This is a genomic window from Enterobacter sp. FW301-JW81 (genome assembly GCF_058788735.1).
Genome location: NZ_JBYTBA010000001.1, coordinates 1,147,152 through 1,171,809 on the forward strand (window position 1 = coordinate 1,147,152; position 24,658 = coordinate 1,171,809).

General features: G+C 58.0%; 23 protein-coding genes. 10 read left to right on the forward strand and 13 right to left on the reverse strand.

Going from position 1 to position 24,658, the window contains the following annotated elements; genetic code table 11:
* Positions 1–233: 233 nt before the first annotated feature.
* The 3 genes from AC3WOK_RS05475 to AC3WOK_RS05485 are packed head-to-tail and all read right to left on the reverse strand — an operon-like array spanning position 234 to position 1,848.
* Entirely contained in the window at positions 234–662 is a 429-nt protein-coding gene (locus AC3WOK_RS05475; RefSeq protein ID WP_492354111.1) for a WapI family immunity protein, read from the reverse strand.
* A 9-nt stretch (positions 663–671) separates the two neighbouring features.
* Positions 672–1,346 carry a hypothetical protein gene (locus AC3WOK_RS05480; RefSeq protein WP_492354112.1) on the reverse strand — a complete coding sequence of 225 codons (675 nt, stop codon included), beginning with the start codon at positions 1,344–1,346 and terminating at the stop codon, positions 672–674.
* Entirely contained in the window at positions 1,276–1,848 is a 573-nt protein-coding gene (locus AC3WOK_RS05485) for a phage baseplate assembly protein V (RefSeq protein ID WP_492354113.1), read from the reverse strand. Before AC3WOK_RS05485 ends, AC3WOK_RS05480 begins: the two co-directional genes overlap by 71 nt.
* A 92-nt stretch (positions 1,849–1,940) precedes the next feature.
* Between AC3WOK_RS05485 and AC3WOK_RS05490 the strand changes: the two genes are divergently transcribed.
* On the forward strand, positions 1,941–2,573 hold the full coding sequence (locus AC3WOK_RS05490; RefSeq protein WP_492354114.1) for a hypothetical protein: 633 nt from the start codon (positions 1,941–1,943) through the stop codon (positions 2,571–2,573).
* A 550-nt stretch (positions 2,574–3,123) separates the two neighbouring features.
* Here AC3WOK_RS05490 and AC3WOK_RS05495 read toward each other — a convergent pair.
* The 8 genes from AC3WOK_RS05495 to AC3WOK_RS05530 form a co-directional block, all read right to left on the reverse strand.
* Positions 3,124–4,674, reverse strand: a complete 1,551-nt coding sequence (locus AC3WOK_RS05495; protein ID WP_447855693.1) for a methyl-accepting chemotaxis protein — start codon at positions 4,672–4,674, stop codon at positions 3,124–3,126.
* Between the two features lie 214 nt (positions 4,675–4,888).
* Positions 4,889–5,905: a LacI family DNA-binding transcriptional regulator gene (locus tag AC3WOK_RS05500; RefSeq protein WP_047348449.1), complete on the reverse strand. Its 1,017-nt coding sequence runs from the start codon at positions 5,903–5,905 to the stop codon at positions 4,889–4,891.
* Positions 5,906–5,933: 28 nt separating this feature from the next.
* The gene (locus AC3WOK_RS05505) at positions 5,934–7,340 is read right to left on the reverse strand and encodes a sucrose-6-phosphate hydrolase (protein WP_492354115.1); all 1,407 of its coding nucleotides are present in this window, start codon (positions 7,338–7,340) and stop codon (positions 5,934–5,936) included.
* Positions 7,340–8,710 (reverse strand): sucrose-specific PTS transporter subunit IIBC, encoded by a 1,371-nt coding sequence (locus AC3WOK_RS05510; protein ID WP_492354116.1) that lies wholly within the window; start codon positions 8,708–8,710, stop codon positions 7,340–7,342. The genes AC3WOK_RS05505 and AC3WOK_RS05510 overlap by 1 nt, the downstream gene beginning before the upstream one ends.
* Before the next feature lie 68 nt (positions 8,711–8,778).
* Positions 8,779–10,296 carry a carbohydrate porin gene (locus AC3WOK_RS05515; protein ID WP_063430066.1) on the reverse strand — a complete coding sequence of 506 codons (1,518 nt, stop codon included), beginning with the start codon at positions 10,294–10,296 and terminating at the stop codon, positions 8,779–8,781.
* Between the two features lie 173 nt (positions 10,297–10,469).
* On the reverse strand, positions 10,470–11,360 hold the full coding sequence (gene cscK, locus AC3WOK_RS05520; RefSeq protein ID WP_492354117.1) for a fructokinase: 891 nt from the start codon (positions 11,358–11,360) through the stop codon (positions 10,470–10,472).
* A gap of 89 nt (positions 11,361–11,449) precedes the next feature.
* On the reverse strand, positions 11,450–12,661 hold the full coding sequence (locus tag AC3WOK_RS05525) for a diguanylate phosphodiesterase (RefSeq protein WP_492354118.1): 1,212 nt from the start codon (positions 12,659–12,661) through the stop codon (positions 11,450–11,452).
* Positions 12,662–12,756: 95 nt separating this feature from the next.
* Positions 12,757–14,238, reverse strand: coding sequence for an alpha/beta hydrolase (locus AC3WOK_RS05530; RefSeq protein WP_059310012.1), 1,482 nt, complete (start codon positions 14,236–14,238; stop codon positions 12,757–12,759).
* Between the two features lie 266 nt (positions 14,239–14,504).
* Between AC3WOK_RS05530 and AC3WOK_RS05535 the strand changes: the two genes are divergently transcribed.
* Genes AC3WOK_RS05535 through AC3WOK_RS05565 form a run of 7 tightly spaced genes read left to right on the forward strand, consistent with a single transcriptional unit; the run spans position 14,505 to position 21,339 of the window.
* The gene (locus tag AC3WOK_RS05535) at positions 14,505–15,359 is read left to right on the forward strand and encodes a MurR/RpiR family transcriptional regulator (RefSeq protein ID WP_492354119.1); all 855 of its coding nucleotides are present in this window, start codon (positions 14,505–14,507) and stop codon (positions 15,357–15,359) included.
* Between the two features lie 12 nt (positions 15,360–15,371).
* Positions 15,372–15,947, forward strand: coding sequence for a D-alanyl-D-alanine dipeptidase (gene ddpX / locus AC3WOK_RS05540; protein ID WP_063430058.1), 576 nt, complete (start codon positions 15,372–15,374; stop codon positions 15,945–15,947).
* 15 nt (positions 15,948–15,962) lie between these two features.
* Entirely contained in the window at positions 15,963–17,495 is a 1,533-nt protein-coding gene (locus AC3WOK_RS05545; protein WP_063430056.1) for an ABC transporter substrate-binding protein, read from the forward strand.
* 23 nt (positions 17,496–17,518) lie between these two features.
* Positions 17,519–18,541: an ABC transporter permease gene (locus AC3WOK_RS05550; protein ID WP_059310008.1), complete on the forward strand. Its 1,023-nt coding sequence runs from the start codon at positions 17,519–17,521 to the stop codon at positions 18,539–18,541.
* A complete protein-coding gene (ddpC, locus tag AC3WOK_RS05555) occupies positions 18,538–19,431 on the forward strand; it encodes a D,D-dipeptide ABC transporter permease (protein WP_063430054.1) in 894 nt (297 codons plus the stop codon). The genes AC3WOK_RS05550 and ddpC overlap by 4 nt, the downstream gene beginning before the upstream one ends.
* On the forward strand, positions 19,431–20,417 hold the full coding sequence (locus AC3WOK_RS05560) for an ABC transporter ATP-binding protein (protein ID WP_492354120.1): 987 nt from the start codon (positions 19,431–19,433) through the stop codon (positions 20,415–20,417). Before ddpC ends, AC3WOK_RS05560 begins: the two co-directional genes overlap by 1 nt.
* Entirely contained in the window at positions 20,410–21,339 is a 930-nt protein-coding gene (locus AC3WOK_RS05565; RefSeq protein WP_492354121.1) for an oligopeptide/dipeptide ABC transporter ATP-binding protein, read from the forward strand. The genes AC3WOK_RS05560 and AC3WOK_RS05565 overlap by 8 nt, the downstream gene beginning before the upstream one ends.
* Here AC3WOK_RS05565 and AC3WOK_RS05570 read toward each other — a convergent pair.
* Positions 21,336–22,085 (reverse strand): SDR family NAD(P)-dependent oxidoreductase, encoded by a 750-nt coding sequence (locus AC3WOK_RS05570; RefSeq protein WP_492354122.1) that lies wholly within the window; start codon positions 22,083–22,085, stop codon positions 21,336–21,338. The genes AC3WOK_RS05565 and AC3WOK_RS05570 overlap by 4 nt on opposite strands.
* Before the next feature lie 133 nt (positions 22,086–22,218).
* On the opposite strand from AC3WOK_RS05570, the gene AC3WOK_RS05575 reads away from it, so the two are divergent.
* Positions 22,219–23,124, forward strand: coding sequence for a LysR family transcriptional regulator (locus AC3WOK_RS05575; protein WP_492354123.1), 906 nt, complete (start codon positions 22,219–22,221; stop codon positions 23,122–23,124).
* 23 nt (positions 23,125–23,147) lie between these two features.
* Here the strand turns inward: AC3WOK_RS05575 and AC3WOK_RS05580 are convergent, their stop codons facing one another.
* Entirely contained in the window at positions 23,148–23,576 is a 429-nt protein-coding gene (locus AC3WOK_RS05580) for an OsmC family protein (protein WP_045326427.1), read from the reverse strand.
* A gap of 116 nt (positions 23,577–23,692) precedes the next feature.
* Here AC3WOK_RS05580 and AC3WOK_RS05585 point away from each other — a divergent pair, with 116 nt between their 5' ends.
* On the forward strand, positions 23,693–24,652 hold the full coding sequence (locus AC3WOK_RS05585; protein WP_492354124.1) for a hypothetical protein: 960 nt from the start codon (positions 23,693–23,695) through the stop codon (positions 24,650–24,652).
* The last annotated feature ends 6 nt before the right edge of the window (positions 24,653–24,658 follow it).

Sequence of the window (24,658 nt, forward strand, 5' to 3'; positions counted from 1 at the left end):
GAGGTAGACGGATGAGGGAGGGAAATATTGCTGGGGTGAATAAATATTTTTTGTACTGTCGGATTTGGACTCATAGCTGTTAAAGCTGGCGGGCGCTATGAGTCTCCTTCAGGCCATCATTTTTTTCGAAATGAAGTCGCTACTCTTCACTTGACAGAAAAGGAGAAAGGCGCGAGTAAATGGCTTAAAAAGACCGGCATTCTGAGTGCCGGTCTTGTGGCTTAATTCAAGCATCAGTTTTGCCATGAAATGATGTCGTCCAGACCAGACAACAGGTCGGGAAAGTAACTTTCATCAATATCGAAGGAATCGTCAAGGGTAATACTGTCAGCATGGTTTTCAGGCTTTAGTACCATACTAACTCCAACAGCCCCGGCAAAATGTGCCTGATGAAACTTAAGCATAACCTGCTCGAATGCCGAGGTTAAACTAATATCCTGAGACTTTATACCTGTCGTTAAGGCCTGATGGAAAGCATGTGCATCATTCCTGAATTGCTCTAACTGACCGACAAAAAACTCTGCAGCAAACTCTGTTTTTAAGACAGGGATTGAGAATTCAACCCATACCATAATACGGCTATAGGCAGGCACCTCAGGTTCAATCACCCTTTCATAGGGCATTAATTTAAGGTGTCTGTCACCGCTTGTGATATTTATCATAATCCCCCCTTACGGCATGTACTGAAAATGCATAATAGTCCAGTCAGCTTCCCTGACCAACACTTCTAGACGGTAAGACTTGTAAATATAAGCGCCTTTATTTTGCTTGTCTTCCACAAGCTTATACATACGAGCCTCGTACCGGAAAAGCCCTGGCTTTTTCAGTGGGTCTGGTGTTCTCGTACCATAACGAATGGCCTTTTCCTGAATCTGTAAAGGCACATAGCGACCGGGTGTTAGCATATGTTTTGCCGATGATTCACTCATCCTGAGCCCGCGAGCTGATAAGCCCATTTTCAGACGACCACGCAAGAGACTGATGGTAGCCTCACTGAGTCTCACCGTTACGGCGGTTTTGACACCGCTTTCCAGTAACGCCTTGCCAGCCCGAAAAAGTCGAAATGCGCCAAAGGCGATTAAAGCGAGATCTGTTGGATCAATCAGAGGAGCCTCTAATGGCGCTTCTTCCAGCCTGACAAACACGCCATTGGTATCATAAATTTGCCATAAACCGGGAGCCTGGGCGACGGAATAACCAATACACATCCCGCTTGCGTCATCAACGATAGGTTTTGAGTTCAGTGGAGGGTTGCGGGGGCGAAATTCGAAATATTCACCAGCAGGCAATGTTGACTGGAAGGTATAAAAACGTCCTGGCTCGTCTGTAATTAATCCAATGCTCATTGTCATGATTTCCTTTTGGGCTAACCTTGTGGTCATCATAATTGACGTTTTCTCTGCGTTCTACTTTTCTCGACTCTGATTTCATCGACACAGAAGCTAACGCCTCGCCGGGCTCGTTGTTCAACACCACCGACACTGTGGCCATAATGGATCCCGACGCTGTGACGTCAGCGGTCTTGATGCGCGCCCCGTAAGGAAAGGACACGTGAAGCGCATCAGGAGAGGCAGACGGCTCGGAATTGTCATCCGAGAAAATGCCGGGCAGCACAGACGCCGTATCGAGCTCGTCGCCGATCGCCAGTAAAAGCACCTGCTCACCAATAGACGGAGCCCACCATACGCGCGAACGACCGGCGCAAGAGGAAAACCAGTTCAGCCAGGTGGTTTCCATGCCGCCGGTCTGGACACGACACATCCCCTCGTCGAGGTCGATATCGGTCATAATGCCGGTGCGAATGAAATTTCTAAGAAGTCGTAAAATTGCGTTGGTTTGTATTTTCATGTCACAATCGTGAGGTCTTTTGATTTAACATGAAATTCGACTAGATTCTGACATATCCTACACAACAAACTTATGACCATCAGGATTAGATAATGAATACTGTTTTCTTCAGCAATCCAGATAATCAATATCTCATTTCAAATAAACTTCGTGAATTGAATGCAATTGACACCGATGGCGAGATAAGTTTCAGTAAAGAACGAGACTACCTCGTAATGGGAGCGTTACAACTTTTTTTAAAACATGCTGCAATATGGGATGAAAGGGTCCAGTTTAATATAGAGCTAATTGGTGATGCGTTCATTAGAGAGCTAAACACACCTATAAATGAAGAAAATCTTAACCTACTCTTCACCTCTTGCTTTAGATTTTTTATGGAAAATTATATATTCCATAAAGACAATCTCTTTCAACTCACTGAGGCCATAAAACAATTCGCAATTTACAGACAAGATGAATTCGACGAAAGATCATCAGGCCAGATCACATATGCTCTAAAAGAGATGCCTCTAACAATGATTAGAGAGATTTTAAGTAGCGATAACGCTAAGTCATACCAAGAGTATATCCGAAGGGCTAATGACCTTGAAGATGCAGGACGCCATTGGGATTCAATTTTGAAGGAGAACTTAGCTAAATCCGAAAAATTAAATGAATCCCTAGTTATGCAGGCAAATAAATTTAACTTTGTTGGTCTTTATAAGGGATTTGCCGAGCTTGGGTAAAATAAATCTAAGGAACTTAAGTCAGCCAAGTATCTTATGTTTATCTTGGGCATACTTATTCCGTTTCCTCTACTGATAGAGATCCTGACGTTTGCAGAGTCTGGGGCATTGCCCTCTGGGTGGTCAAGCTTGGCAAAGATCATCCCCATACTTTCACTAACATTAATACTCGTATATTTCTTTAGAGTTTCACTTTTAAATTTCAACTCTATCCGCGCACAATTAATCCAAATTGACCTTAGAAAAAGCCTTTGCCAGTTCATCCAGAATTACGCAACTTATGCTCAAGAAATTAGAGAACATAACACAGATCTTTTAGTGAAATTTGAAGAGGTTATTTTTTCTAACATAATGCCATCAGAGGACAAGATACCCTCGACTTTTGATGGGATTGAGCAATTAACAAATTTAATTGGTGCGTTAAAAAAGGGAGGTTAGCGGCATTTTATAGCTCTTGACTACTAGTCGTAAAACGTGAATCCTCGTCTAGCGCGTCTTTCCAGTTACACCCGCCACAAAAAAGGCTCCCTCAGGAGCCTCCTACCATCAATCAAGCCTGCACCGGCAAACTAAAACTCGAAATACTCCGCGATAGCTGCTGCGCCTGCTCTTCCAGCGAGGCCGCTGCCGCGGCGGACTGCTGCACCAGTGCGGCGTTCTGCTGGGTCACGCCATCCATTTCTGTCACCGCCTGCCCGACCTGGCTGATCCCGCGGCTCTGCTCTTCGGAGGCGACGGAGATCTGCTCCATTAGCGTATTCACTTTGTTCACTGACGAAATAATCGAATCAATCACCTCGCCTGAACGGCTCACCAGCTCTGCACCGTTTTTCACGCTGGAAACAGACTGGGCAATCAGGCTCTCGATGTCTTTAGCCGCCACCGCGCTTTTCTGCGCCAGGGTGCGCACTTCGCTGGCCACAACCGCAAAGCCGCGGCCCTGCGTGCCGGCGCGGGCCGCTTCAACCGCCGCGTTCAGCGCCAGAATGTTGGTCTGGAAGGCAATGCTGTTAATCACGCTGGTAATGTCTTCGATGCGCTTCGAGTTCGCCGCGATGGTATTCATCGTGTCGATGACTTCACGGGTCACCGCTTCACCGGTGTGGGCATTTTTCACCGCGTCCTGCACCAGTTTTCCGGCCTGATACACATTATCGGTATTGTTCGCCACCGTCGCGCTCAGCTCTTCCATGCTGGCCGCCGTCTGGGTCAGCGCGGAAGCCTGCTGCTCGGTGCGTGAAGCGAGGTCGATATTCCCGGAGGCAATCTCCTGGGCCGCGTGCGTCACGGTATGGCTGGCATCGCGCACCTGGGCGATGGTCGCAAGCAGCGCCTGACGCATCTGCTCCATCGAGCTCATCAGATGATCGATTTCGTTATGTGCGCTCCCCTTCACCGGCACCGGAATGTCCAGCTTGCCTGCCGCAATCTGGCTGCAGTGCTCGCGCGCCAGGTTTACCGGTGCAAAGACAAAGCGCTTCATCAGCAGGCTGACGGCGACAATCACCACCACAAACAGACAGGCGATAGCGGCAATAATCACCAGGCCGGAAACGAAGTTACTGCTCGCATCCTCGTTCAGGGTTTTGGCGTATTTCTGGTGGACGGAAAGCACCTGGTCGAGAACGATCTCGTACTGGCGGTCGAGGCGGGACACTTCCGGGATCAGCGCGTTAAATTTGGCGACATCGTGCGCCGCGGCGGCATCGATCAGCGGCGCCAGCCCCTGGTTGCGGTAGTTTTGCCAGGCATCCTGATAGGCACTCACCAGCGGGGCTTCATCCGTCAGACGCGGCGACGCCATAAAGGCCGCAAAGGCGTGGTCCGCTTTGGTCAGCGCCTCTTTTACTGCGGCAAGCTTCGTAGACTCGTCAGCCGAGTTGCCCGCTTCCACCATCTTCACATATTCCATCACCCGCACGCGCAGCGTACGGCTGTGGTTGATGGGGTCAATAATGGACAGCACAACCTGGATCTCTTTGTTCACGTTATCCAGGGAATTATTACTTTTAATGATGAGGCCAACGCTGGTGACGGTGCTGACAACAAAGAAGAAAAGCAGCGAGAACAGGACAATCAGGGACGACTTTTTCAACGACATAAACCAATACCTCAAGGAAAATTATTCCTTATGGTTATCGGCGCTTCCAAAACTTAAATTAATTAAAGTTATTGATGTATACCCAAAATAATTCGAGTTGCAGGAAGGCGGCAAGGGAACGAATCCCCGGGAGCGTACATAAGTACGTGACAGGGGTGAGTGAGTGCAGCCAACGCACCTGCAACTTGAAGTATGACGGGTATATCGATCCGGCCTATACCGCTGGCTTATAGCGTCGCTGCAGGGTGGCATCCAGCTTCCGCTGTAGCGGTTCCGGTGTCTCGCCCTCAATCAATTTGCTAATCAAATCAAAGCAGTGCCACGCCAGCTGGCGGTTATCCTGGCGGATGGTATCCACGGGGATCGTCAGCGAATCGTAGAGATAGTGATCGTCAAAACTGGCTAACCTGATATCGCTTTGCAACAGGTTATGCTGGCCCATATAGCGCAGCACCCCTTCCAGCAGCCCGCAGGCGGCGGCGAACAGCGCTTTCGGCGGACGCCCCAGGCGGGCGCAGAGCTCGGCAAACATCTCGTAACCGGAGCTCGGGTGATAGTTGCCGTGAATGATCCACTCCGGGCGCAGCGCTACGCCAGCGTCGCGAAGCCCTTGCTTAAACCCTTCCAGGCGGTCGCGCGTTGGGGAAAGGCGGGGCTGCCCGCCGAGGAAGTAGAACTCATCGGGATGCAGGCGCGCAATGTCGGCCACCAGTGCCGCCGTCGGGGTAATGGAATCGGTGATGACCAGCGGCAGCGCGCTGTCGTTGATATGGCGGTCGAAAAGGACAACGGGCAGCTGCTCGCTCAGCTTGTGGTAGTCCGCATCGTTAAGCATGCTGGAGGCCACAATCAGCCCGTCCACCTGACGCGCCACCATGTTGTTCACCACCACCGTCTCCTGCCCCGGGTTTTCATCGCTGCAGGAGATCAGCAGCTGAACGCCCGCCTCGCGGCACAGCGTTTCCAGCTCGTGAGAAAAGACGGCAAAACCGTAGTTGGTGATCTCCGGAACCACCAGACCAATAGTGTGGCTGCGGTTATCGCGCAGCGACCGGGCGTGAATGCTGGGCTGATAGTGGTGCTCTTTTGCAATCGCCAGCACGCGCTCGCGCGTCTCTTCCGCCACGCGAAGCTCTTTGCTGCGCCCGTTCAGTACCAGGCTGGCGGTGGCTTTTGACACACCCGCCAGCTCCGCGATGTCTTTAATGGTGACGCGTTTTGTTTTTCTCACAACGACTTAGATCCGGCTGCCAAAACCCTCATTCTATCATGCAGGCGCGCAGCGACCAGTAGCGTAATGTGATGTCGGACGCACCTTCGAATCGCACCCGGGCCGGATGGTCAGGAAAATAGCGGCTGCTCATCACCCCTTCACCGTGATTGATGAATATTTCAACGCTGGAGCGGTCGCACAAGACGCGCAAATGACGGACGTCGCCCTGCCAGTAGCGGGTCAGCGTTTCACCGGTTTTCAGGCTCGCGCGCTCCAGACGCGCGCCCTGCTCATCGACGGTGAGACGCAGCGCGCCGGCAAAATCAACGCTCACGCGCGCGGCGCTCAGCTCAAACTCCAGGCACGTCGCGTCCAGGTGTGGCGCGGCGCTGGCGTACCCCTGCCAGCTCTGCTCTGCTTCGCGCAGCGCCGCCAGCTCGCGCACCGGGGTCTGCCAGAGCCTGCCGTCGCGGTAGCGTAATTCGCGTGGACAGGTCATCTGGTGCATCCAGCCGTGCGCCCGCGTGGGCTGAAGCATCTCTTCCCCGTCCGGAACGCCCATCCAGCCGATCAGAATGCGGCGGCCGTCTGCTGCCAGCGTCGTTTGCGGGGCGTAAAACTCGAAGCCCGCGTCCAGCTCGTGCAGCTCGCCGTGATCGAATGTGGCACTTGCATAGTCAAACGCCCCACTCATCCAGGCAGCCGGATAGGTGTTAAGGTAGCGATGCGGCTCGCGCGCCAGCCCCTGCGGACAGCAGATCAGGACGTGCGTCCCGTCGAGCGCAAACAGGTCCGGACACTCCCACATGTACCCCGCATCCGTCAGGCCGTTGACGCCGTGACCGGCGATTTCCCCGCAGGACTTCCAGGCGCGCAGATCGGCTGACTTAAACAACAGCACCTTGCCGCGCTTTTGCAGATCCTGCGCGCCGAGCACCATGTACCACATCCCGTCGTGCTGCCACACCTTCGGGTCGCGCACGTGTCCGGTGTAGCCCTCCGGCAGCGCCAGTACCGGGCCCAGCTTCGTAAAGGTCCCGTCCGGCTGTTCCACGGCCAGGCACTGCCAGGCGGTGCGGCTGCCGTCATCGAACTTGACGTTGCCGGTATAGCACAGGGTCAGAACGCCCTCGTTATCCACGGCGCTACCGGAGTAGCAGCCGTTGCGGTCATAGTTTTCATCGGGCAGCAGCGCCATCGGCTCATGCTGCCAGTGCACCAGGTCCGCAGAGCTCCAGTGCCCCCAGCACTTAAAGCGATGCTCGCAGCCCAGCGGGTTCCACTGATAGAACAGGTGGTAACGGCCGGCAAACCAGATAAACCCGTTGGGATCGTTCATCAGCCCCGTCGCCGGCGCGGGGTGCCATTGCGGATAATGGCTGTCCGCGAGCGCCCGCGGCTGGCCTTGCATAACGGCCTGCAGGATCGCGGGCCAGCGGGAAGGTAACGTCATTATTCAGAGTCCGTTTTATATTTCAGCAGCAGTGAGACGGTAAACGCCACACCGAAGGCGATCACCATACCGATAATATAGTTGAGCAGCGAGCTGGCCTGCACGATGGCCATGCCCGGAATGGCGGTCAGCCCGACGGCAGTCATGTAGACATGCACCGATACCACCCAGGCCCCGCCCACCGCGCCGCCAATCAGCGCGGCGATAAACGGCTTAACAAAGCGCAGGTTGATACCAAAAATGGCCGCTTCGGTGATGCCCAGCATCGCAGAAAACGCCGACGGCAGCGTAATGGCTTTGATTTTGGCATCTTTGGTTTTGAACCACACCGCCAGGCAGGCGCCGCCCTGCGCCACGTTCGCCATGGCCCAGATAGGCAGCAGGAAGTTAACGCCAATCGACGGATTCCCCAGCAGCCCGGCCTCAATGGCGTGGAAGCTGTGGTGAATACCGGTGATCACAATCACCGAGTAAAGTCCGCCAAACAGCAGTCCCGCGAGCCAGCCCGCGTGGGCGATAAGGGTGCTGAGGATAAAGGAGATACCATCCCCCAGGGCGCGCCCCGCCGGGCCGATAATCAGCAAGGCGATAAACCCGGAGATCACGACGGTGAGGAACGGCGTCAGGATCAGGTCTAAGGCGTCCGGAATCACGCGGCGCAGGTTTTTCTCCACGATGCTCATAAACCAGACGGCCAGCAGCACCGGGAACACCGTGCCCTGATAGCCAATCATTGCAATCTCAAGGCCGAAGAAGTTCATTGTGTGGAAACCCGACGCTATGCCCCAGGCGTTGGTCAGCGCCGGGTGGGTCAGAATGCCGCCCAGCGTCGCGCCGAGATACGGGTTGCCGCCAAACTCGCGCGCAGCGGTAAAGCCGATCAGAATAGGCAGAATGATAAACGCCGCGGAGCTGCACATGTCCAGCATGATGTAGATAGCGTTATCCGCATTGACCCAGCCGTAGGTTTTCACCATGCCGAGCAGGCCCATCAGCAGACCGGACGCCACAATCGCCGGGATGATCGGCACAAAGATGTTGGAGAGCAGACGGGCAATGCGCTGGAACGGGTTCAGCTTGCGCGCCGCCAGGTCCGCGGCCTCAGATTTACTGGACTCGCTAATCCCCGCCGCCTGAATAAACGCGGCGTAAACCTTGTTGACCACGCCCGTACCAAAAATCACCTGCATCTGCCCGGCGTTGCGGAAGCAGCCTTTTACGCCGTCGATCTTGCCGATAGCCTGCTGGTCGGCCAGCGCGTCATCGACCAGCACCAGACGCAGACGCGTTGCGCAGTGCGCCGCGCTGGCGATGTTCTCTTTGCCACCGAGCAGCGGAATAAGCGCGCGGGCGATATTTTCAAAATCCATAGATACCTCTGCCTGACTTCATTTTTTATGATGTTTAAACCGCTCCCGCCGGGCGGGAGCGGGATGGGTTAAAACCAGGTTTCCATCTGGATCCCAAAGTTCCATTCCCCGCCGGCGTTGAAGCCGCTGCTGCCAAAGGCATCATCGCTGGCGTAATTATCCAGTTTGCTGCTCCAGTCCATCCAGGTGGCAAACAGGCGCAGCTCGGGACGGCTAAAGAAGTCGCCGATCTTGCTCGCTTTTAGCGTGGGAGCAAAGGTCAGCTTGTAGAAACTGCCGTTGACGGCGTTCCGGTCCTTATAGCCTTCCGGATTTAAATCCATGTACTGATAGCTTCCCTCAAACGCCAGCGCGAAATTCTGGGTGACCTCTTTAATCAGACGGGTGTTGAGCGTTACCCACTCATAGCTATCGCCCTTGACGTAGCGATCTTTACTGCTTTGCGCCAGGACGGCGGGCGCAACGCTCCAGCCACCGCCGACAGGCGTGACACCGTAACTTGCAAAGCGCCAGGTATCCGCTTCAGACAGCAGCGCGCCGTCGGAGCCGATGCTTTTGACCTCCGCCCCCAGCCCGTGACCATACAGCAGGGCCGTTTTAGCGGACCCTTCCCGCAGGCCGTAGAAGCTCTCATTATGCAGGCCCACCAGCGCATGAACGCCGGTATTGGCGGCATCCGTTTTAATGAGATCGCCGTTGGCGTCTTTGCGGTCGTCGTTATCTTTCGCGCGCAGGCCGCTCACCATCAGCTGGAACGGGCCGGCGAAGTGGTTCATGGTGAGGATATAGTTCTGAACGTTATTGTCGGTCTGCTCCACGCTGCCGAAGTTGCGGCCATAGAGGGAGAAGTTGCTGCGCAGCGAATCGTTCCATTTCACGTCGTAGACGCCGCCGCCGGTACCGGCCAGGAACACCACGTCGGAGTCTAACCAGTGAATGTCAAAGTTGTCGCGGTCAAAGCGCTTACCCGCCCAGAAGGTGCTGCCCTTCAGCGCGCCGGTAAAATCAGGCAGGTTGCCGAGCTCCGCGAAGGCCTGACGAATGTTGAGATCGCTGGTGTCGGCTGACCAGTCGTTATAGGTTCTCTGACCGTCGGCGAGCATCGCCTTAAAGCGCGTGGTCGCCCCGTTGTCCAGGGTTTGCTTATGCTCCAGGTTCAGCTCAACGTAGGTATCGGCTTCGTTACCCAGACGCCCTACCGCACCGCCGGTTTCGCCGGCTGGCGTCAGGTAGGGACCGCTTTTGCTGCTGGAGGCCGCGTCATTCATCAGCAGGCCAGAACGGGCGTAGCCGTGGAACTCAAACCCGCTGCTTTGATCCGCCTTCTTCTCCAGCGCGGTGGTGCGCTGCGCCACCTCCTGGGTTGTCGTTTGCGCCTGCTGCTGAGCGGCAACCAGCTGCTGCGTTTTTTGTTCTGCCGCCGTGGCGCGCTTCTCAGCCACCTGCGCACGCGTTTCCGCGTCCTGCAGGCGCTGCTCCATCGCGGCAAGACGCGCTTCAATAGTGGACATATCCGTCTGGGCAAAAACAGAGGTACTACCGGCCAGCATGCCTATCATCACGGCAAGTCTGCGTTTTTTATACATTTTGTCGCATCCCTAAAAGAAGTCATTAAACGTGCTAAATTGCTAAACCGGTTTAGGTTGCCGATACTAAACCGGTGAATTTTGGATCGGCAATCTTTTTTGCTAAACCGATTTAGTAAGTGTGATCGAGGCGACAATTCAGGCCGCTGGTTGGCGGCCAGTGAAGGGAGGAATTACAGATCGTGCTGCCAGGGTAATGCGGTCATTGCCCCTTTGGCGGTAGTGGCTAACGCGCCGCAGCGCTGGGCTAAGGCGATAACCGGCGTTAAATCCTGACCGGCGGCAAGGCCGTAGAGCAGGCCCGCCACGAAGGCATCTCCCGCGCCGGTCGTATCGACGCACTGAACGGGGGTTGCCGGATAGTATTTTACGCTGCCCTCATGCCAGGCGATAACGCCCTCCTTGCCCTGGGTGACCAGCACCAGACGCGCCGGGCAGCGCTGCATCAGCGCCTCCAGGCCGGCGTTCACCTGCTCATTTGCGGTTAAAAACGCCAGCTCTTCGACGGAGAGTTTCACCACATCGGCGCTTTGCAGGGCCTGCTCCAGGCAGCGGCGCAGCGCGTTCTCGTCCGGCCAGAGGTCCGGGCGAATATTGGGGTCGAAGCTGACGTAGCCGCCCGCCTCCCTGATGGCCTTTATCGCCTGAAACGTCGCAGAACGGCTCGGCTCTGCGCTCAGGGCGATGGAACAGACGTGCAGCCACTCCCCGGCGCTGAACGACGGCAGGTCGTCGGGTTCCAGAAACAGATCGGCGCTCGGGCGCACCATGAACGTAAACGAGCGCTCGCCATGGTCGTCGAGATCGACCACCACCGTCGAGGTGCGGTGCGCCGGGTCAAGGCGCATCTGCCGTACGTCGACCCGCTCATCCACTAACGTCTTATACATAAAACGCCCGAAGGGATCGTCGCCAACCCTGCCGATAAAGGCGCTCTGGCCGCCCAGCCGGGCAATGCCGACCGCAACGTTTGCCGGCGCCCCACCGGGACACTGCAGCAATCTGCCTTCTCCATCGGGCAGCAGATCCACCACCGCATCGCCCAGTACCCAGATTTTCTTCATGTGCTCCTCGCAGCTAAACTATGTTAAACCGATTTAGCTATTTAAGCACAGGCAGGGCAAAGGGGAAATAACGGGGACGGAAAAATGACTTAGCGCACCAGATGCGGCCAGTAAATATCACCAACGCCGTCAAGCTGTGGGCGAGCAAACAGAAAGCCCTGGAAGCGGCGGATACCGGCAGATTCCAGCCAGCACCACTCCTCTATTTTCTCAATGCCTTCGGCCACCAGGGTAATTTCAAGGTCGGAGCAACAGCTGATGATGGAGCGCACAATCGCCTGCTTCACGCCGCTGAGGTGGATATCGCTGACAATTTCCCGGTCGATTTTAATCTTGTCCGGCTGAAAGCGAGTCAGCAGAGAAAGACCGGCATAGCCGGAACCAAAATCATCGATCGCCAGGCCAACGCCCTCACCGCGAAGCTGCTTGATGGCGCTATTAAACTGGTTGAAGCCGGAAATCATCTCGTTTTCGGTGACTTCAATCACCACCTGCTCCGGCTGCAGTCCATGTTTTTTAATCTCGCTGACCAGGAACTCCACGGCGTTGGGGACGTTCACCAGCGACATGGGCAGCAGGTTTACGGCAATTTTATGGCTGCCAATGCCCAGCTTTTCCGCCAGCGCAAAGGCATACGCTTTCGTCTGGAGGTCGACTTCGTAGATTTTTTCCGGGTCGAGGGTGCTGAAGAAGTGCTCCGGGCTGCCGCCGTCGTTGCCGCGGATGAGGGCCTCGAGGGAGCTGATCTTCCCTTCCGAGGGCTCGACAATGGGCTGAAGCGCAAACTGACAGGGCTGATCGGCAATCAGGCCCAGGCTCTCACCAAAGGGTAGCGCTTCGGGAGAGAGCGTCCATTTTTCCGGGACGTAGCGCGATCCTGACGGAGACGCACGCTTGCCCATAATAAACGTCTGAATGAATTTGAACACCCGATCGTCGGAGGTCAGATAGCTGTCCAGCTTGCTGTAGTGCAGAACCGACTGCAGCACCTCTTTCGGCGACTGCGTTTGCAGATCGAACAGCAGCATACCGACGTTTTCGAAACGCCTGCGCGGACCATAGTCCCGCAGCAGTTCAACCACCCCACTGTGCCGCTTGTCATCACGGATGGTATGGAACAGGCTGACCACGCTCTCTTCCGATCCTTCAAGAATTTGCAGGATGTCGCTCCCTTTAGAAAGGAGTACACCGGTAATATTCAGCTTTGCGTTACGGCCCCTGGCGCGCTCCACCAGCTCCCGCAGTTCTGTAGACGGCTGGGATAAATTCAACTGGCTTCGGTAGATTAAAGTAGTCAGCACAAAAATGGGTTCCGATGAGAAAGAGCGGTGCCTTGAAGCTACTATTTAACATACTTAATCAATGCGACCTAACATATTCACGCCACAAGGGAACGTTACTTTCCCCCGTCCCCGATCCGGCTATCGATCCTCTCCTGCATATAATCGTAGAACGGGTTCGAGGTGACCCGCATAAGCGCCTCTTTTCCGACGCTCAGCACGGACGTCTCCCCCCACAGCGCTATCGTCCCCAGACTGATGCCGTAGCGGTTTTTCACGCCTGGCTCGCGGCCATAGAGATCGTCATCCGGCGGGAACGGCACGGCAACGTGCGACAGCGAATAGACATCCTGCGGCCAGGACTGCCCAAGCGGCACGACCGTTTCGCGGGTGCTGCCTGCCGGCGTTGTTTTCGCGACCGTCGAGAAACTGCGTTCGTCCGCATTGGTGACAACCGTGACACTGTAACGCCTTTGCGCCACCGGCAGCAGCGCCGAGGTTGCCGTCCAGGACGACGGCTTGAACAGCGGGCGGAAGCTCGCCGCCTGGTTGATGTCAAACACCACCAGCTCGCTGCCGTTTGCCGGCAGCTGGTCAAACAGACCGGTCACCACCGCGCGGGTGCTGACCGTGGAATCCATTACCGACTGGAACGCCAGCACCGGCGGGAGCTGCCCCAGCCGCTGCTCCCGCGCCGCGCGGCCAATCTGCTCCTGCAGGGCTTTCGTCAGCAGCCACGACTGGCGGGCGGCGTTCACCGGGAAAGAATTGTATTTATACGGGTTATATTCCGGGGCGATATTCAGCCACGCCGCTTTGGCAAACGCCGGCAGCAGCGCCGGTAGTCCGGCGAAACCGGCGAACCGCGCAAAGGCCGTCACGCCAATCATCGGGGAGAGCAGGATGACCTGCTGCGGTTTACGCAGCGCAGGGGCGTCCAGCGCATCGAGGGCATATTTCATCGCCAGCGCGCCGCCGTTGGAGTAGCCCACCAGATGCAGCGGCACATTCTCCCCCGCCAGACGCGTGGCTTCCCGCACGGCAAGGCGCGTTGCCGCCTGCCACATCTCCCAGTCAACGCCGGTCAGCGCGCCGGGCGCGGTGCCGTGTCCGGGCAGGCGCGGGACGACGGCCACAAAGCCGTGCTGCTGGTAGTTAAGGGCAAGGTGCCTGACGCTGTAAGGCGAGTCCGTCAATCCGTGCAGCAGCACTACCGCGCCGCGCGGCTTTCCGGCAGGCATCAGCACAAATGAGCGGTTAGCATCGGGTGAAAACTGACCGGGCCACACCAGGCTCTGGCGATAATAGCGGTTTAGCGGCGTGCGCTCTTCGCGCTCAGTTTTCGCCGTCACAGCCTTATCCAGATCGGCAAAAATGGCGTTTTCCCGGGCGATATACCCGGCAAAATCGGCCTTGTCCAGCTCGCGCACGGACATCTCATCGGCCCGCCAGGTATGCCACAGGTGCAGTTCCGGCCCCTGCTGCGAGAGATACACCCGCACCGCCAGCAGGACGATCAGCACGATCCCCACGACCATCGCCATTTTCTTTGCAAGCGCCATCAGGCGCACGCTGACTCGCCAGGGCAAATTCGCCATGCCGGGATCCTTTTTATATTCACTTTGCCTCTATCTTATCAAAAATGTGAACACGCTGACGTATTCATCAAATTCATGCCTGCCGCTTCAGCCGGTGCACCAAAAGTGAACTACGCTGCACAAATGTTGATCATTGGTTAAGTAAATATTGCATGAAGTTTACGGCACAGCGGGTTTTCGCCCTCCTGTGAACATGGCACGCGTCATGCATTGTTAACCTGGTAACACCAATCCGGCCATTGACAGCCTGTTAACAGCGAGGCGGTATGACGACGAAACCCGAGATGTTGAGCCGTATCGAAGCGACCTTCAGCCAGCTCACGCCCAGCGAAAAGCGGGTTGCGAGCTGGCTGCTGGCGCACGCCGCGCAAATCCCGTTTGAAACGGCGGAGAGCGTAGGCCTGGCGAGCGGGACCAGCGGGATCACCGTCGGGCGCTTTCTGCGCAAGCTCGGGTATCGCAACCTGGAAGATGCCAAAAAAAGCCTGCGCGACCCGTATCAGCCCTGGGGTATGAACGAGCGGCTGGACTCCTGGCAGCAGCAGCGCCCCCTGCCCAACCGCCTTCAGCACGCTCTGTCGCTGGAGGTGGACGCCATCACGCAGGTGTATCAGCTGGCGCAAACGGACGCCTTCCGTCAGGTGGTGCACAACCTGGCCCACGCGGACGCGGTGTTTGTGCTGGGGATCCAGTCCACGCGCGGGATTTCCAACGCCTTCTTCAGCCACCTCGAGTACCTCCGCCCGCGCGTGAGCTATTCAGAGGGCGCATCCGGGAGCTGGGTTGAGTCCCTGAACTCAGGGTTTTCGCATCCCTACGTCGTGCTGACCGATACCCGCACCTACTCCGCAATGGCGCGCCAGTACTGCCGCGTCGCGAGCGAGAAAGGCATTCCGCTGGCCCTAATCACCGACATCTGGTGCCCGTGGGCGCGGGATTACCCAATTGATTTGCTGCAGGTGAAAACCGATACCGGTCATTTCTGGGATTCACTTGCCCCCGTGAGCTGTCTGTTCAACCTGCTGCTGTCGGGCGTGGTGGAAGCGCTGGGTGATGCGCTTCCGGCGCGCCTGGCGGTCAACCGACAATTACAACAAGAGTTTGGACAATTCGAACGCTAAAGGAGCGGAGCTATGCCCGAAGAGAGTGAACTGATTGATGTGGCGAAGACGTTTCCCACGCTGCATATCGATCTGAAGTACGCCACCGCCGACAACATCACCGGCCGCCCGATCTACCAGGAGGCGCTGTGCCTGCTGCATACCGACGCCGCCACCGCGCTGGCAAAAGCCATCAGCATTGCCGCGCTTGCCGGGCTGAAGCTGGTGGTCTACGACGCCTATCGACCGCAGCAGGCGCAGGCCCAGCTGTGGGATGCCTGCCCGAACCCGGAATATGTGGTTGACGTGGCGATTGGCTCCAACCACAGCCGCGGCACGGCCATCGACGTCACGCTAATGGACGAAGATAACGTCGTGCTGGATATGGGGGCCGGTTTTGACGAAATGCACGACCGCTCGCATCCGTATCACCCCTCCGTGCCGCCGCACGCCCAGCGCAACCGTCTGCTGCTGAACGCCATCATGTTCGGCGGCGGTTTTGTCGGGATCGCCAGCGAATGGTGGCACTTCGAACTGCCGAACGCCGCCGGCTATCCGCTGCTTGATGACCGTTTTGCCTGTTTTCCACTGACGCACACCCCTCTTTGAACCTGGAGCACTGCCATGAAAACATCGCTTCTCTCGACCGTAATTGCCGCCACGCTGCTCCTGAGCGCCCCGCTGGCGCTGGCTGCCGTCCCGAAAGACATGCTGGCGATCGGTAAAGCCGCCGACCCGCAAACGCTCGATCCGGCCATCACCATCGATAACAACGACTGGACCGTTACCTATCCGTCCTATCAGCGCCTGGTCAAATACAAGCCGGGCTCCACCGAGGTGGAAGGCGATCTGTCGACGGGCTGGAAGGCGTCCGACGACCAGAAGGAGTGGACCTTTACCCTGTCCGATAACGCGAAATTCTCCGACGGCACGCCGGTCACCGCGGAAGCGGTAAAACTCTCCTTTGAACGCCTGCTCAAGCTCAGCCAGGGGCCGTCCGAAGCCTTCCCGAAAGACCTGAAAGTTGACGCCGTTGATGACCACACGGTGAAATTCACCCTCAGCCAGCCGTTCGCGCCCTTCCTGTACACCCTGGCGAACGACGGGGCCTCCATCATTAACCCGGCGGTGCTGAAGGCCAATGCCGCGGACGACGCGCGCGGGTATCTGGCGCAAAACACCGCCGGTTCCGGGCCGTTTATGCTCAAAAGCTGGCAGAAAGGCCAGCAGCTGATCCTGGTGCCGAACCCCCACTGGCCGGGCGAGAAGCCGCACTTTAAGCGCGTATCGGTGAAAATTATCGGTGAAAGCGCCTCCCGCCGGCTGCAGCTTTCCCGCGGCGACCTGGACATTGCCGACTCCCTGCCGGTCGATCAGCTCGCGGCCCTGAAGCAGGAAGGAAAAGTCGCCGTCGCGGAGTACCCCTCGCTGCGCGTGACTTACCTCTACCTTAACAACGGCAAAGCCCCGCTCAACCAAGTGGATTTACGCCGGGCCGTCTCCTGGGCAACGGACTACCAGGGCATGGTGAAGGGCATTCTGAGCGGCAACGGCAAGCAGATGCGCGGCCCGATCCCGGAAGGCATGTGGGGCTTTGACGCCACGGCCATGCAGTACAGCTTTGACGAGGCCAAAGCCAAAGCGGCCCTGGAGAAGGTCAAAGACAAGCCCGCCAGCCTGACCTTCCTCTACTCGGACAACGATCCGAACTGGGAGCCTATCGCCCTCTCAACCCAGGCCAGCCTTGGCAAGATCGGCATTAACGTCAAGCTGGAGAAGCTGGCTAATGCCACCATGCGCGACCGCGTCGGCAAAGGCGATTACGACATCGCCATCGGCAACTGGAGCCCGGACTTTGCCGACCCGTATATGTTCATGAACTACTGGTTTGAATCAGACAAAAAAGGGCTGCCGGGCAACCGTTCGTTCTATGAGAACAAAGAGGTCGACTCGCTGCTGCAGGCCGCGCTGAAAACCACGGACCAGGCGGAGCGCACTAAAGATTACCAGCAGGCGCAAAAGGTGGTGATTGACGAGGCGGCCTACGTTTATCTGTTCCAGAAGAACTATCAGCTGGCGATGAACAAAGAGGTCAAAGGCTTCACCTTTAATCCGATGCTCGAGCAGGTGTTCAACATCGCCACCATGAGCAAATAACGGTTCTCGCCGGGGGAAAGTGTATGACGTTCTGGAGCATCGTGCGCCAGCGCTGCTGGGGGTTACTCCTGGTGGTGGCCGGTGTCTGTATCATCACCTTTATTATTTCGCACCTGATCCCCGGCGATCCGGCCCGTCTGCTGGCCGGCGACCGCGCCAGCGACGAAATCGTGCAGAACATCCGCCAGCAGCTGGGGCTGGATCGGCCGCTGTATATTCAGTTTGGCCGCTACGTGGACGCCCTGGCCCACGGTGATTTGGGCACGTCTATCCGCACCGGACGCCCGGTAGCGGAAGATCTGAAGGCCTTTTTCCCCGCCACGCTGGAGCTGGCCTTTTGCTCCCTGCTCCTGGCGCTGGTCATCGGCGTGCCGCTGGGGATTTTGTCGGCGGTGTACCGCAACCGCTGGCTGGATCACCTGGTGCGGCTGATGGCGATGACCGGCATCTCCACCCCCGCCTTCTGGCTGGGCCTGGGCGTCATCGTGTTGTTCTATGGGCATCTGCAGCTTCTGCCCGGCGGCGGCAGACTGGACGACTGGCTCGACCCGCCGACGCGCGTCACCGGCTTTTATCTGCTGGATGCGCTGCTGGAGGGCAATGGCGAGGTCTTTTTCAATGCGCTTCAGCACCTGATTTTACCCTCGCTGACGCTGGCGTTTGTACATCTGGGCATTGTGGCGCGGCAGGTCCGTTCCGCGATGCTGGAGCAGCTTAGCGAGGATTACATCCGCACGGCCCGCGCCAGCGGCCTGCCCGGCTGGTACATCGTCCTGCGCTACGCATTGCCGAATGCGATGATCCCGTCGATTACCGTGCTCGGGCTGGCGCTGGGCGATCTGCTTTACGGCGCCGTGCTGACCGAAACCGTCTTTGCCTGGCCGGGCATGGGGGCCTGGGTGGTGACGTCCATACAGGCGCTCGATTTCCCCGCCGTGATGGGCTTTGCCGTCGTTGTTTCGCTGGCCTACGTGCTGGTTAATCTGGTGGTCGATCTGCTTTACCTGTGGATTGACCCGCGAATCGGGCGCGGAGGTGCCGAATGATGTTAACTCAGGAAACGCCCGCGGCTGTTAAAACCGCCAGACAGCGTATCAACTGGGCAAAGCTGTTCTGGATGCTGCGTCAAAGCCCGCTCACGATTGTCGGCGGCGTCATTATGATGGCGATGCTCTTCCTGATGGTGGCCTCGCCGTGGATCGTGCCGCATGACCCGAACGCGCTGGATTTGACCGCCCGCCTGCAGGCGCCGTCCGCGCAGCACTGGTTTGGCACCGATGAGGTGGGACGCGACCTGTTCAGCCGCGTGCTGGCGGGCAGCCAGCAGTCAATTACCGCCGGGCTGGCGGTGGTGGTGATTGCGGGCGGCATCGGCTCGCTGCTGGGCTGTTTGTCCGGCGTGCTGGGGGGGCGCGGCGACGCCATCATCATGCGGGTGATGGACATTATGCTCTCTATTCCCTCCCTGGTGCTGACCATGGCGCTGGCCGCCGCGCTCGGGCCGAGCCTGTTTAACGCCATGCTGGCGATTGCGATTGTCCGCATTCCGTTCTACGTCCGCCTGGCGCGCGGGCAAACCCTGGTGGTGCGCCAGTTTACCTACGTTCAGGCCGCCCGCACGTTCGGCGCATCCCGCTGGCATTTGATCAGCTGGCATATCCTGCGCAACGCCCTGCCGCCGCTGATTGTGCAGGCTTCGCTGGACATCGGCAGCGCCATTCTGATGGCCGCCACGCTCGGGTTTATTGGCCTGGGCGCGCAGCAGCCCACCGCCGAATGGGGCGCGATGGTGGCCGTTGGCCGTAACTACGTGCTGGACCAGTGGTGGTACTGCGCGTTTCCCGGTGCGGCGATTTTGATTACCGCCGTGGGCTTTAACCTGTTTGGCGATGGCATCCGCGATCTGCTGGACCCGAAATCGGGAGGAAAACAGTAATGACCGAACCGGTATTACGCATTGAAGACCTGCACCTGAGCTTCCCGATTTTTCGCGGCGAGGTTCACGCGCTGAACCACGTTTCGCTGGAGATCCAAAGGGGCGAAATCGTCGGCGTGGTGGGCGAGTCGGGATCGGGCAAGTCCGTGACCGCCATGCTCGCCATGCGGCTGCTGCCGGAAGGGAGCTACCGTATTCATCATGGTCAGGTGACATTACTCGGCGAAAACGTCCTGACGGCCTCCGAGAAGCAGCTTCGCCAGTGGCGCGGTGCCAGAGTGGCGATGATTTTTCAGGAGCCCATGACCGCACTCAACCCAACGCGGCGGATTGGCAAACAGATGATGGAGGTGATCCGCCAGCATCAGCCGCTTTCGCGACGTGAGGCGCAGCAAAAGGCGATAACCCTGCTGGAAGAGATGCAAATCCCGGACGCGAAGGCGGTGATGGAACGCTATCCGTTCGAACTCTCCGGCGGCATGCGCCAGCGGGTGATGATCGCCCTTGCCTTCTCCTGCGAGCCGGAGCTGATCGTCGCCGACGAACCGACCACCGCGCTGGACGTCACCGTCCAGCTGCAGGTGCTGCGCCTGCTGAAGCATAAGGCGCGGGCCAGCGGCACCTCGGTGCTGTTTATCAGCCACGATATGGCCGTGGTGTCGCAGCTCTGCGACAGAATGTACGTGATGTATGCCGGGAGCGTGATCGAGAGCGGCGACACGCAAACGCTGATCCACCGCCCCGTGCATCCCTACTCCATTGGCCTGCTGCAGTGCGCGCCGGAAAATGGCGAGCCGCGCGCCCTGCTTCCCGCCATCCCCGGCACGGTGCCCAACCTCAGCCAGCTTCCGCAGGGCTGCGCTTTCCGCGAGCGCTGTTTTGCCGCCGGGGCGAAATGCAACGAAACGCCGCGCCTGCAGCCCAACGGCGCAGAGGGCCAACAGGCCGCCTGCTGGTATCCGCAACGGGAGAAACACCATGTCTGACGTACTGCTGGAACTGGATAGCGTGCACGTGAACTTTGCGGCGCGCAAAAACTGGCTGGGGCGCGTAACGGAGCAGGTCCACGCCCTCAACGGGCTCGACCTGGAGATCCGTCGGGGAGAAACGCTCGGCATCGTCGGGGAATCCGGCTGCGGGAAAAGCACGCTGGCCCAGCTGCTGATGGGCATGCTTAAGCCCAGCACCGGCGCATGCCAGCGGGCGCACCACGCGGGCGGCATGCAGATGGTGTTTCAGGATCCGCTCTCCTCGCTCGACCCGCGCCTGCCGGTCTGGCGCATTATCACCGAGCCGGTGTGGGTGCAAAAGCGCAGCCGCGAGCGGGAACGCCGCCAGCTGGCGGAGAATCTGGCGCAGCAGGTCGGCATTCGCCCGGAATATCTCGACCGGCTTCCGCACGCCTTTTCCGGCGGGCAGCGCCAGCGCATCGCCATCGCCCGGGCGCTTTCGTCCGACCCCGATATTATCGTGCTCGACGAACCCACCAGCGCGCTGGATATCTCCGTGCAGGCGCAAATCCTCAACCTACTGGTGACGCTGCAGCAGCAGCGTAATCTGACCTACGTGCTGATCTCGCATAACGTCTCGGTGGTCAGGCACATGAGCGACCGCGTGGCGGTGATGTACCTCGGGCAGATTGTCGAGCTGGGCAGCGCCGCGCAGGTTCTGGGAGGGCCGCGCCATCCCTACACCCGCCTGTTGCTCGACTCAGTACCTCGAACCGGTAAACCGCTAGATGAAAACCTGGCCTTGCGCAAAACGGAGCTTCCCGGCAACCGCCGCCTGCCCGAAGGCTGTTTTTTCCGCGACCGTTGCCCGATGGCAGCGCTGGGATGTGAACGCCCGCAGCCGTTACAGCCCTCTCGCGAGGGCCGTGACTTTCGCTGCTGGCGCAGTCTGGATTAGATTTGCGCCATCCCGCCGTCCACAAACAGCTCGATGGCGTTAATAAAGCTGGCCGCGTCGGAGGCCAGAAACGCCACCGCTTTACCCACTTCACCCGGCGCGCCTAAACGCCCAAGCGGTACCTGAGCGGCCAGCGCGTCGTACAGCCCCTGGCGGTGTTCTTCAGGTACCAGGTCGCCAAGCCCCGGGGTTTTGATCGGGCCCGGGCTCACCACGTTGACGCGGATCCCTCGGCCCTGCAGATCCAGCGCCCAGGAGCGGGCAAAGTTGCGCACGGCGGCCTTGCTGGCGCTGTAGACGCTAAAGTTTGCGGTCCCCTTAACGGAGACCGTCGAGCCGGTCAGAATAATCGACGATCCGGCAGAGAGCAGCGGCAGCGCCTTCTGCACCGTAAACAGCACCCCGCGGACGTTGGTGCCGAAAATACGGTCAAACTGCTCTTCGGTGATGGCGCCCAGCGGCAGCATATCGCCGCCACCCGCATTGGCGAACAGGATATCAAGGCGGCCTTCTTCTTTGGCTATCCGGGCATAGACCTCGTCCAGATCGGCAAGCTTAGAGACGTCCGCGCGAATGCCCACTGCGCCAGAAGCAATCTCTGCTACCGCCGCGTCCAGCTCGGCCTGACGACGCCCGGTGATATACACCTTCGCGCCCTGTGCCGCCAGCTCCTGCGCCGTGGCAAGACCAATACCGGTGCTGCCGCCGGTGACCAGTGCAATTTTTCCTGAGAGAGTCGTGTTCATGTCATTTACCTTTTGTTGGGTTTGCGTTGCGCGCTTTCGCTCGCGTTGAACAGACTTTAGCCCTTGCGGCATTAGTGAAAAATGGGCAAAAATGAAAATGACTATTCACCTATAGAAACAATCAGAGGTCATCATGGACCAGCTCATGGCGATGCGTGCCTTCACGCGGGTGGTGGAAACCGGCAGCTTTACCCGCGCGGCGGACTCGCTGAACATGCCCATCGCCACGCTGAGCAAGCTGGTAAAATCGCTTGAGGCGCATCTGGAGATACGCCTTCTGCACCGTACCACTCGCCGGGTTGTCGCAACGCCGGAAGGGGCGGATTACTATGAAAAAGCGCTCAGGGTCCTGATAGATATCGAAGATATCGACACCTCGTTTCGCGTGTCCCGCGCGACGCCAAAAGGGCATTTGCGGGTTGACGTGGGCGGCTCCACCGCCCGGGACGTGCTCATCCCCCTGCTGCCTGATTTCATGCAGCGTTATCCGGATATCCGCATCGACCTTGGGGTGGCCGATCGTCCGGTGGACCTGATCGGCGGTAACGTAGACTGCGTGATCCGCGGCGGCCCGCTGGACGACTCAACCCTCATCGCCCGCCATATTGGCAACGCCGAAATGGTCACCTGCGCGACGCCAGGCTACCTGAAAAATCACGGCGTTCCGGCCTATCCGCAGGAGCTGTGCAACGGCCACAAGCTCATCAGCTACCTCTCGCCCGTCACCGGGCGGCCATTTCCGTTTCGCTTCAGAGAGAACGGCGAGACGCTGGAAATCAACATTCCGCATTATCTCGGCATAAATGAAAGCAATGCCCACCTGGCGGCGGCCGCGGCGGGGCTGGGGATTGTGCAGACCTTTGAGTATTCGGCTAACGCGTATTTACAGGCGGGTACGCTGACGGCGATCCTGGGCAACTGGCGCCCTGCCGCCTATCCGTTTCACGTGGTGTACCCGCAGAACCGGCATCTGACGCACCGTCTTAAGGTATTTATTGCGTGGCTGGCGGAAGTGTTCCCCACCGCGCTGAAGGGTTAGCCGGGCGCGAACCCGGCCGAGGCTTAGTTAAGCTTATAGTCCAGCGTAATTTCGGCTTTCAGGAGCTGCGAAACCGGGCAGCCCGCTTTCGCTTTCTGAATAATGCCATCGAACTGCTGCGGGGCGATGCCCGGGACGGTCACCTTACTGTTCAGGGCCACCTTCGTGATGGCAAAGCCGCCGTCGGTTTTATCCAGTGACACATCCGCGGTGGTATCAATGGAATCGGCGGTATAGCCCGCTTCGCCCAGCATCAGCGACAGCGCCATCGAGAAACAGGCCGCGTGTGCCGCGCCAATCAGCTCTTCGGGGTTGGTCCCCTTTTCACCCTCGAAGCGAGTATTGAAACCATAAGGCTGCTGATTAAGAACGCCGCTCTCGGTGGATACAGTTCCCTTCCCGCGCTTAATGTCGCCAGACCAGTGTGCCGAACCGTGCTTATGAATAGTCATTCTTGCTCTCCTTTTGGCTTACAAAGGGTTAAGTATAGACTACGCATCTGCCTCACCCTGGAACACAGACAATTCCGGGACTGACACCTGCTGTACCGACAAAAAAGGATAAACCTATGGCGCTAAAAATCAGGATGGCCGTTGCGGTAACCACGCTGGCTTTATCGTTGTCTTCGCTGGCGAAAACGCCGGAGAACTTTATCTATACCAGCTCCGGCGATCTCGACGCGGCGTTTCCGCTCGTTGCGCGAAGCGACATCGGCGGCGTGCAGATCGTCTACAACTGGCGCGCGCTTGAGCCAGAGAAAGATCGCTACGACTTCTCGCGCATTGAACGGGACCTGGCACGTCTTAAGGGTGCCAGGAAAAAGCTCTTCATCCAGATTCAGGATCGCTTCTTCGAGCCGGACGCCCGCTACGTGCCGGATTATCTGATGCACGATAAGCAATACGGTGGCGGAATTGCACCGCAGTTCGATAACCCCGGTGAAGGCAAGCCCGTCGGTTCAGGATGGGTGGCGCGTCATTGGGACCCCGCCGTGCGCCAGCGCTACCAGGCGCTGCTGGCGGCCCTTGCGAAACGCTTTGACGGTGAGGTGTATGGGGTAAACCTGCCTGAAACCGCCATCGATCTCGACGAAAAAAATCCGCCCGCCGGGTTTACCTGCGACGGCTATTTTGCGGGAGAAATGGAAAACCTGGCCTTTGCGCGAAAGGCTTTTCAGAAATCACACGTGGTGCAATACGTGAACTTCTGGCCGTGCGAATGGGATAATGACCACAACTACATGGGGCGTCTTTTTGCCTGGGCCAGCGCCAACAAAGTAGGCCTGGGTGGGCCGGACATTGTTCCCAACCGCAAGGCACACATGAAGAATGCCTATCCTTTCTTCAATAAAAATAAACAGACGCTGCCGCTCATCGCGATGGCAGTTCAGGAACCGACCCTGACTTACAGGAATCCTCAGACCGGTAAACCCTTCACCAAAGCTGAATTTAATCGGTTCGCAGAAAATTATCTCGGGGCCGATATTATTTTCTGGAGCACGACGTCTCCCTGGCTAAAGACAAAGTAATCGCCT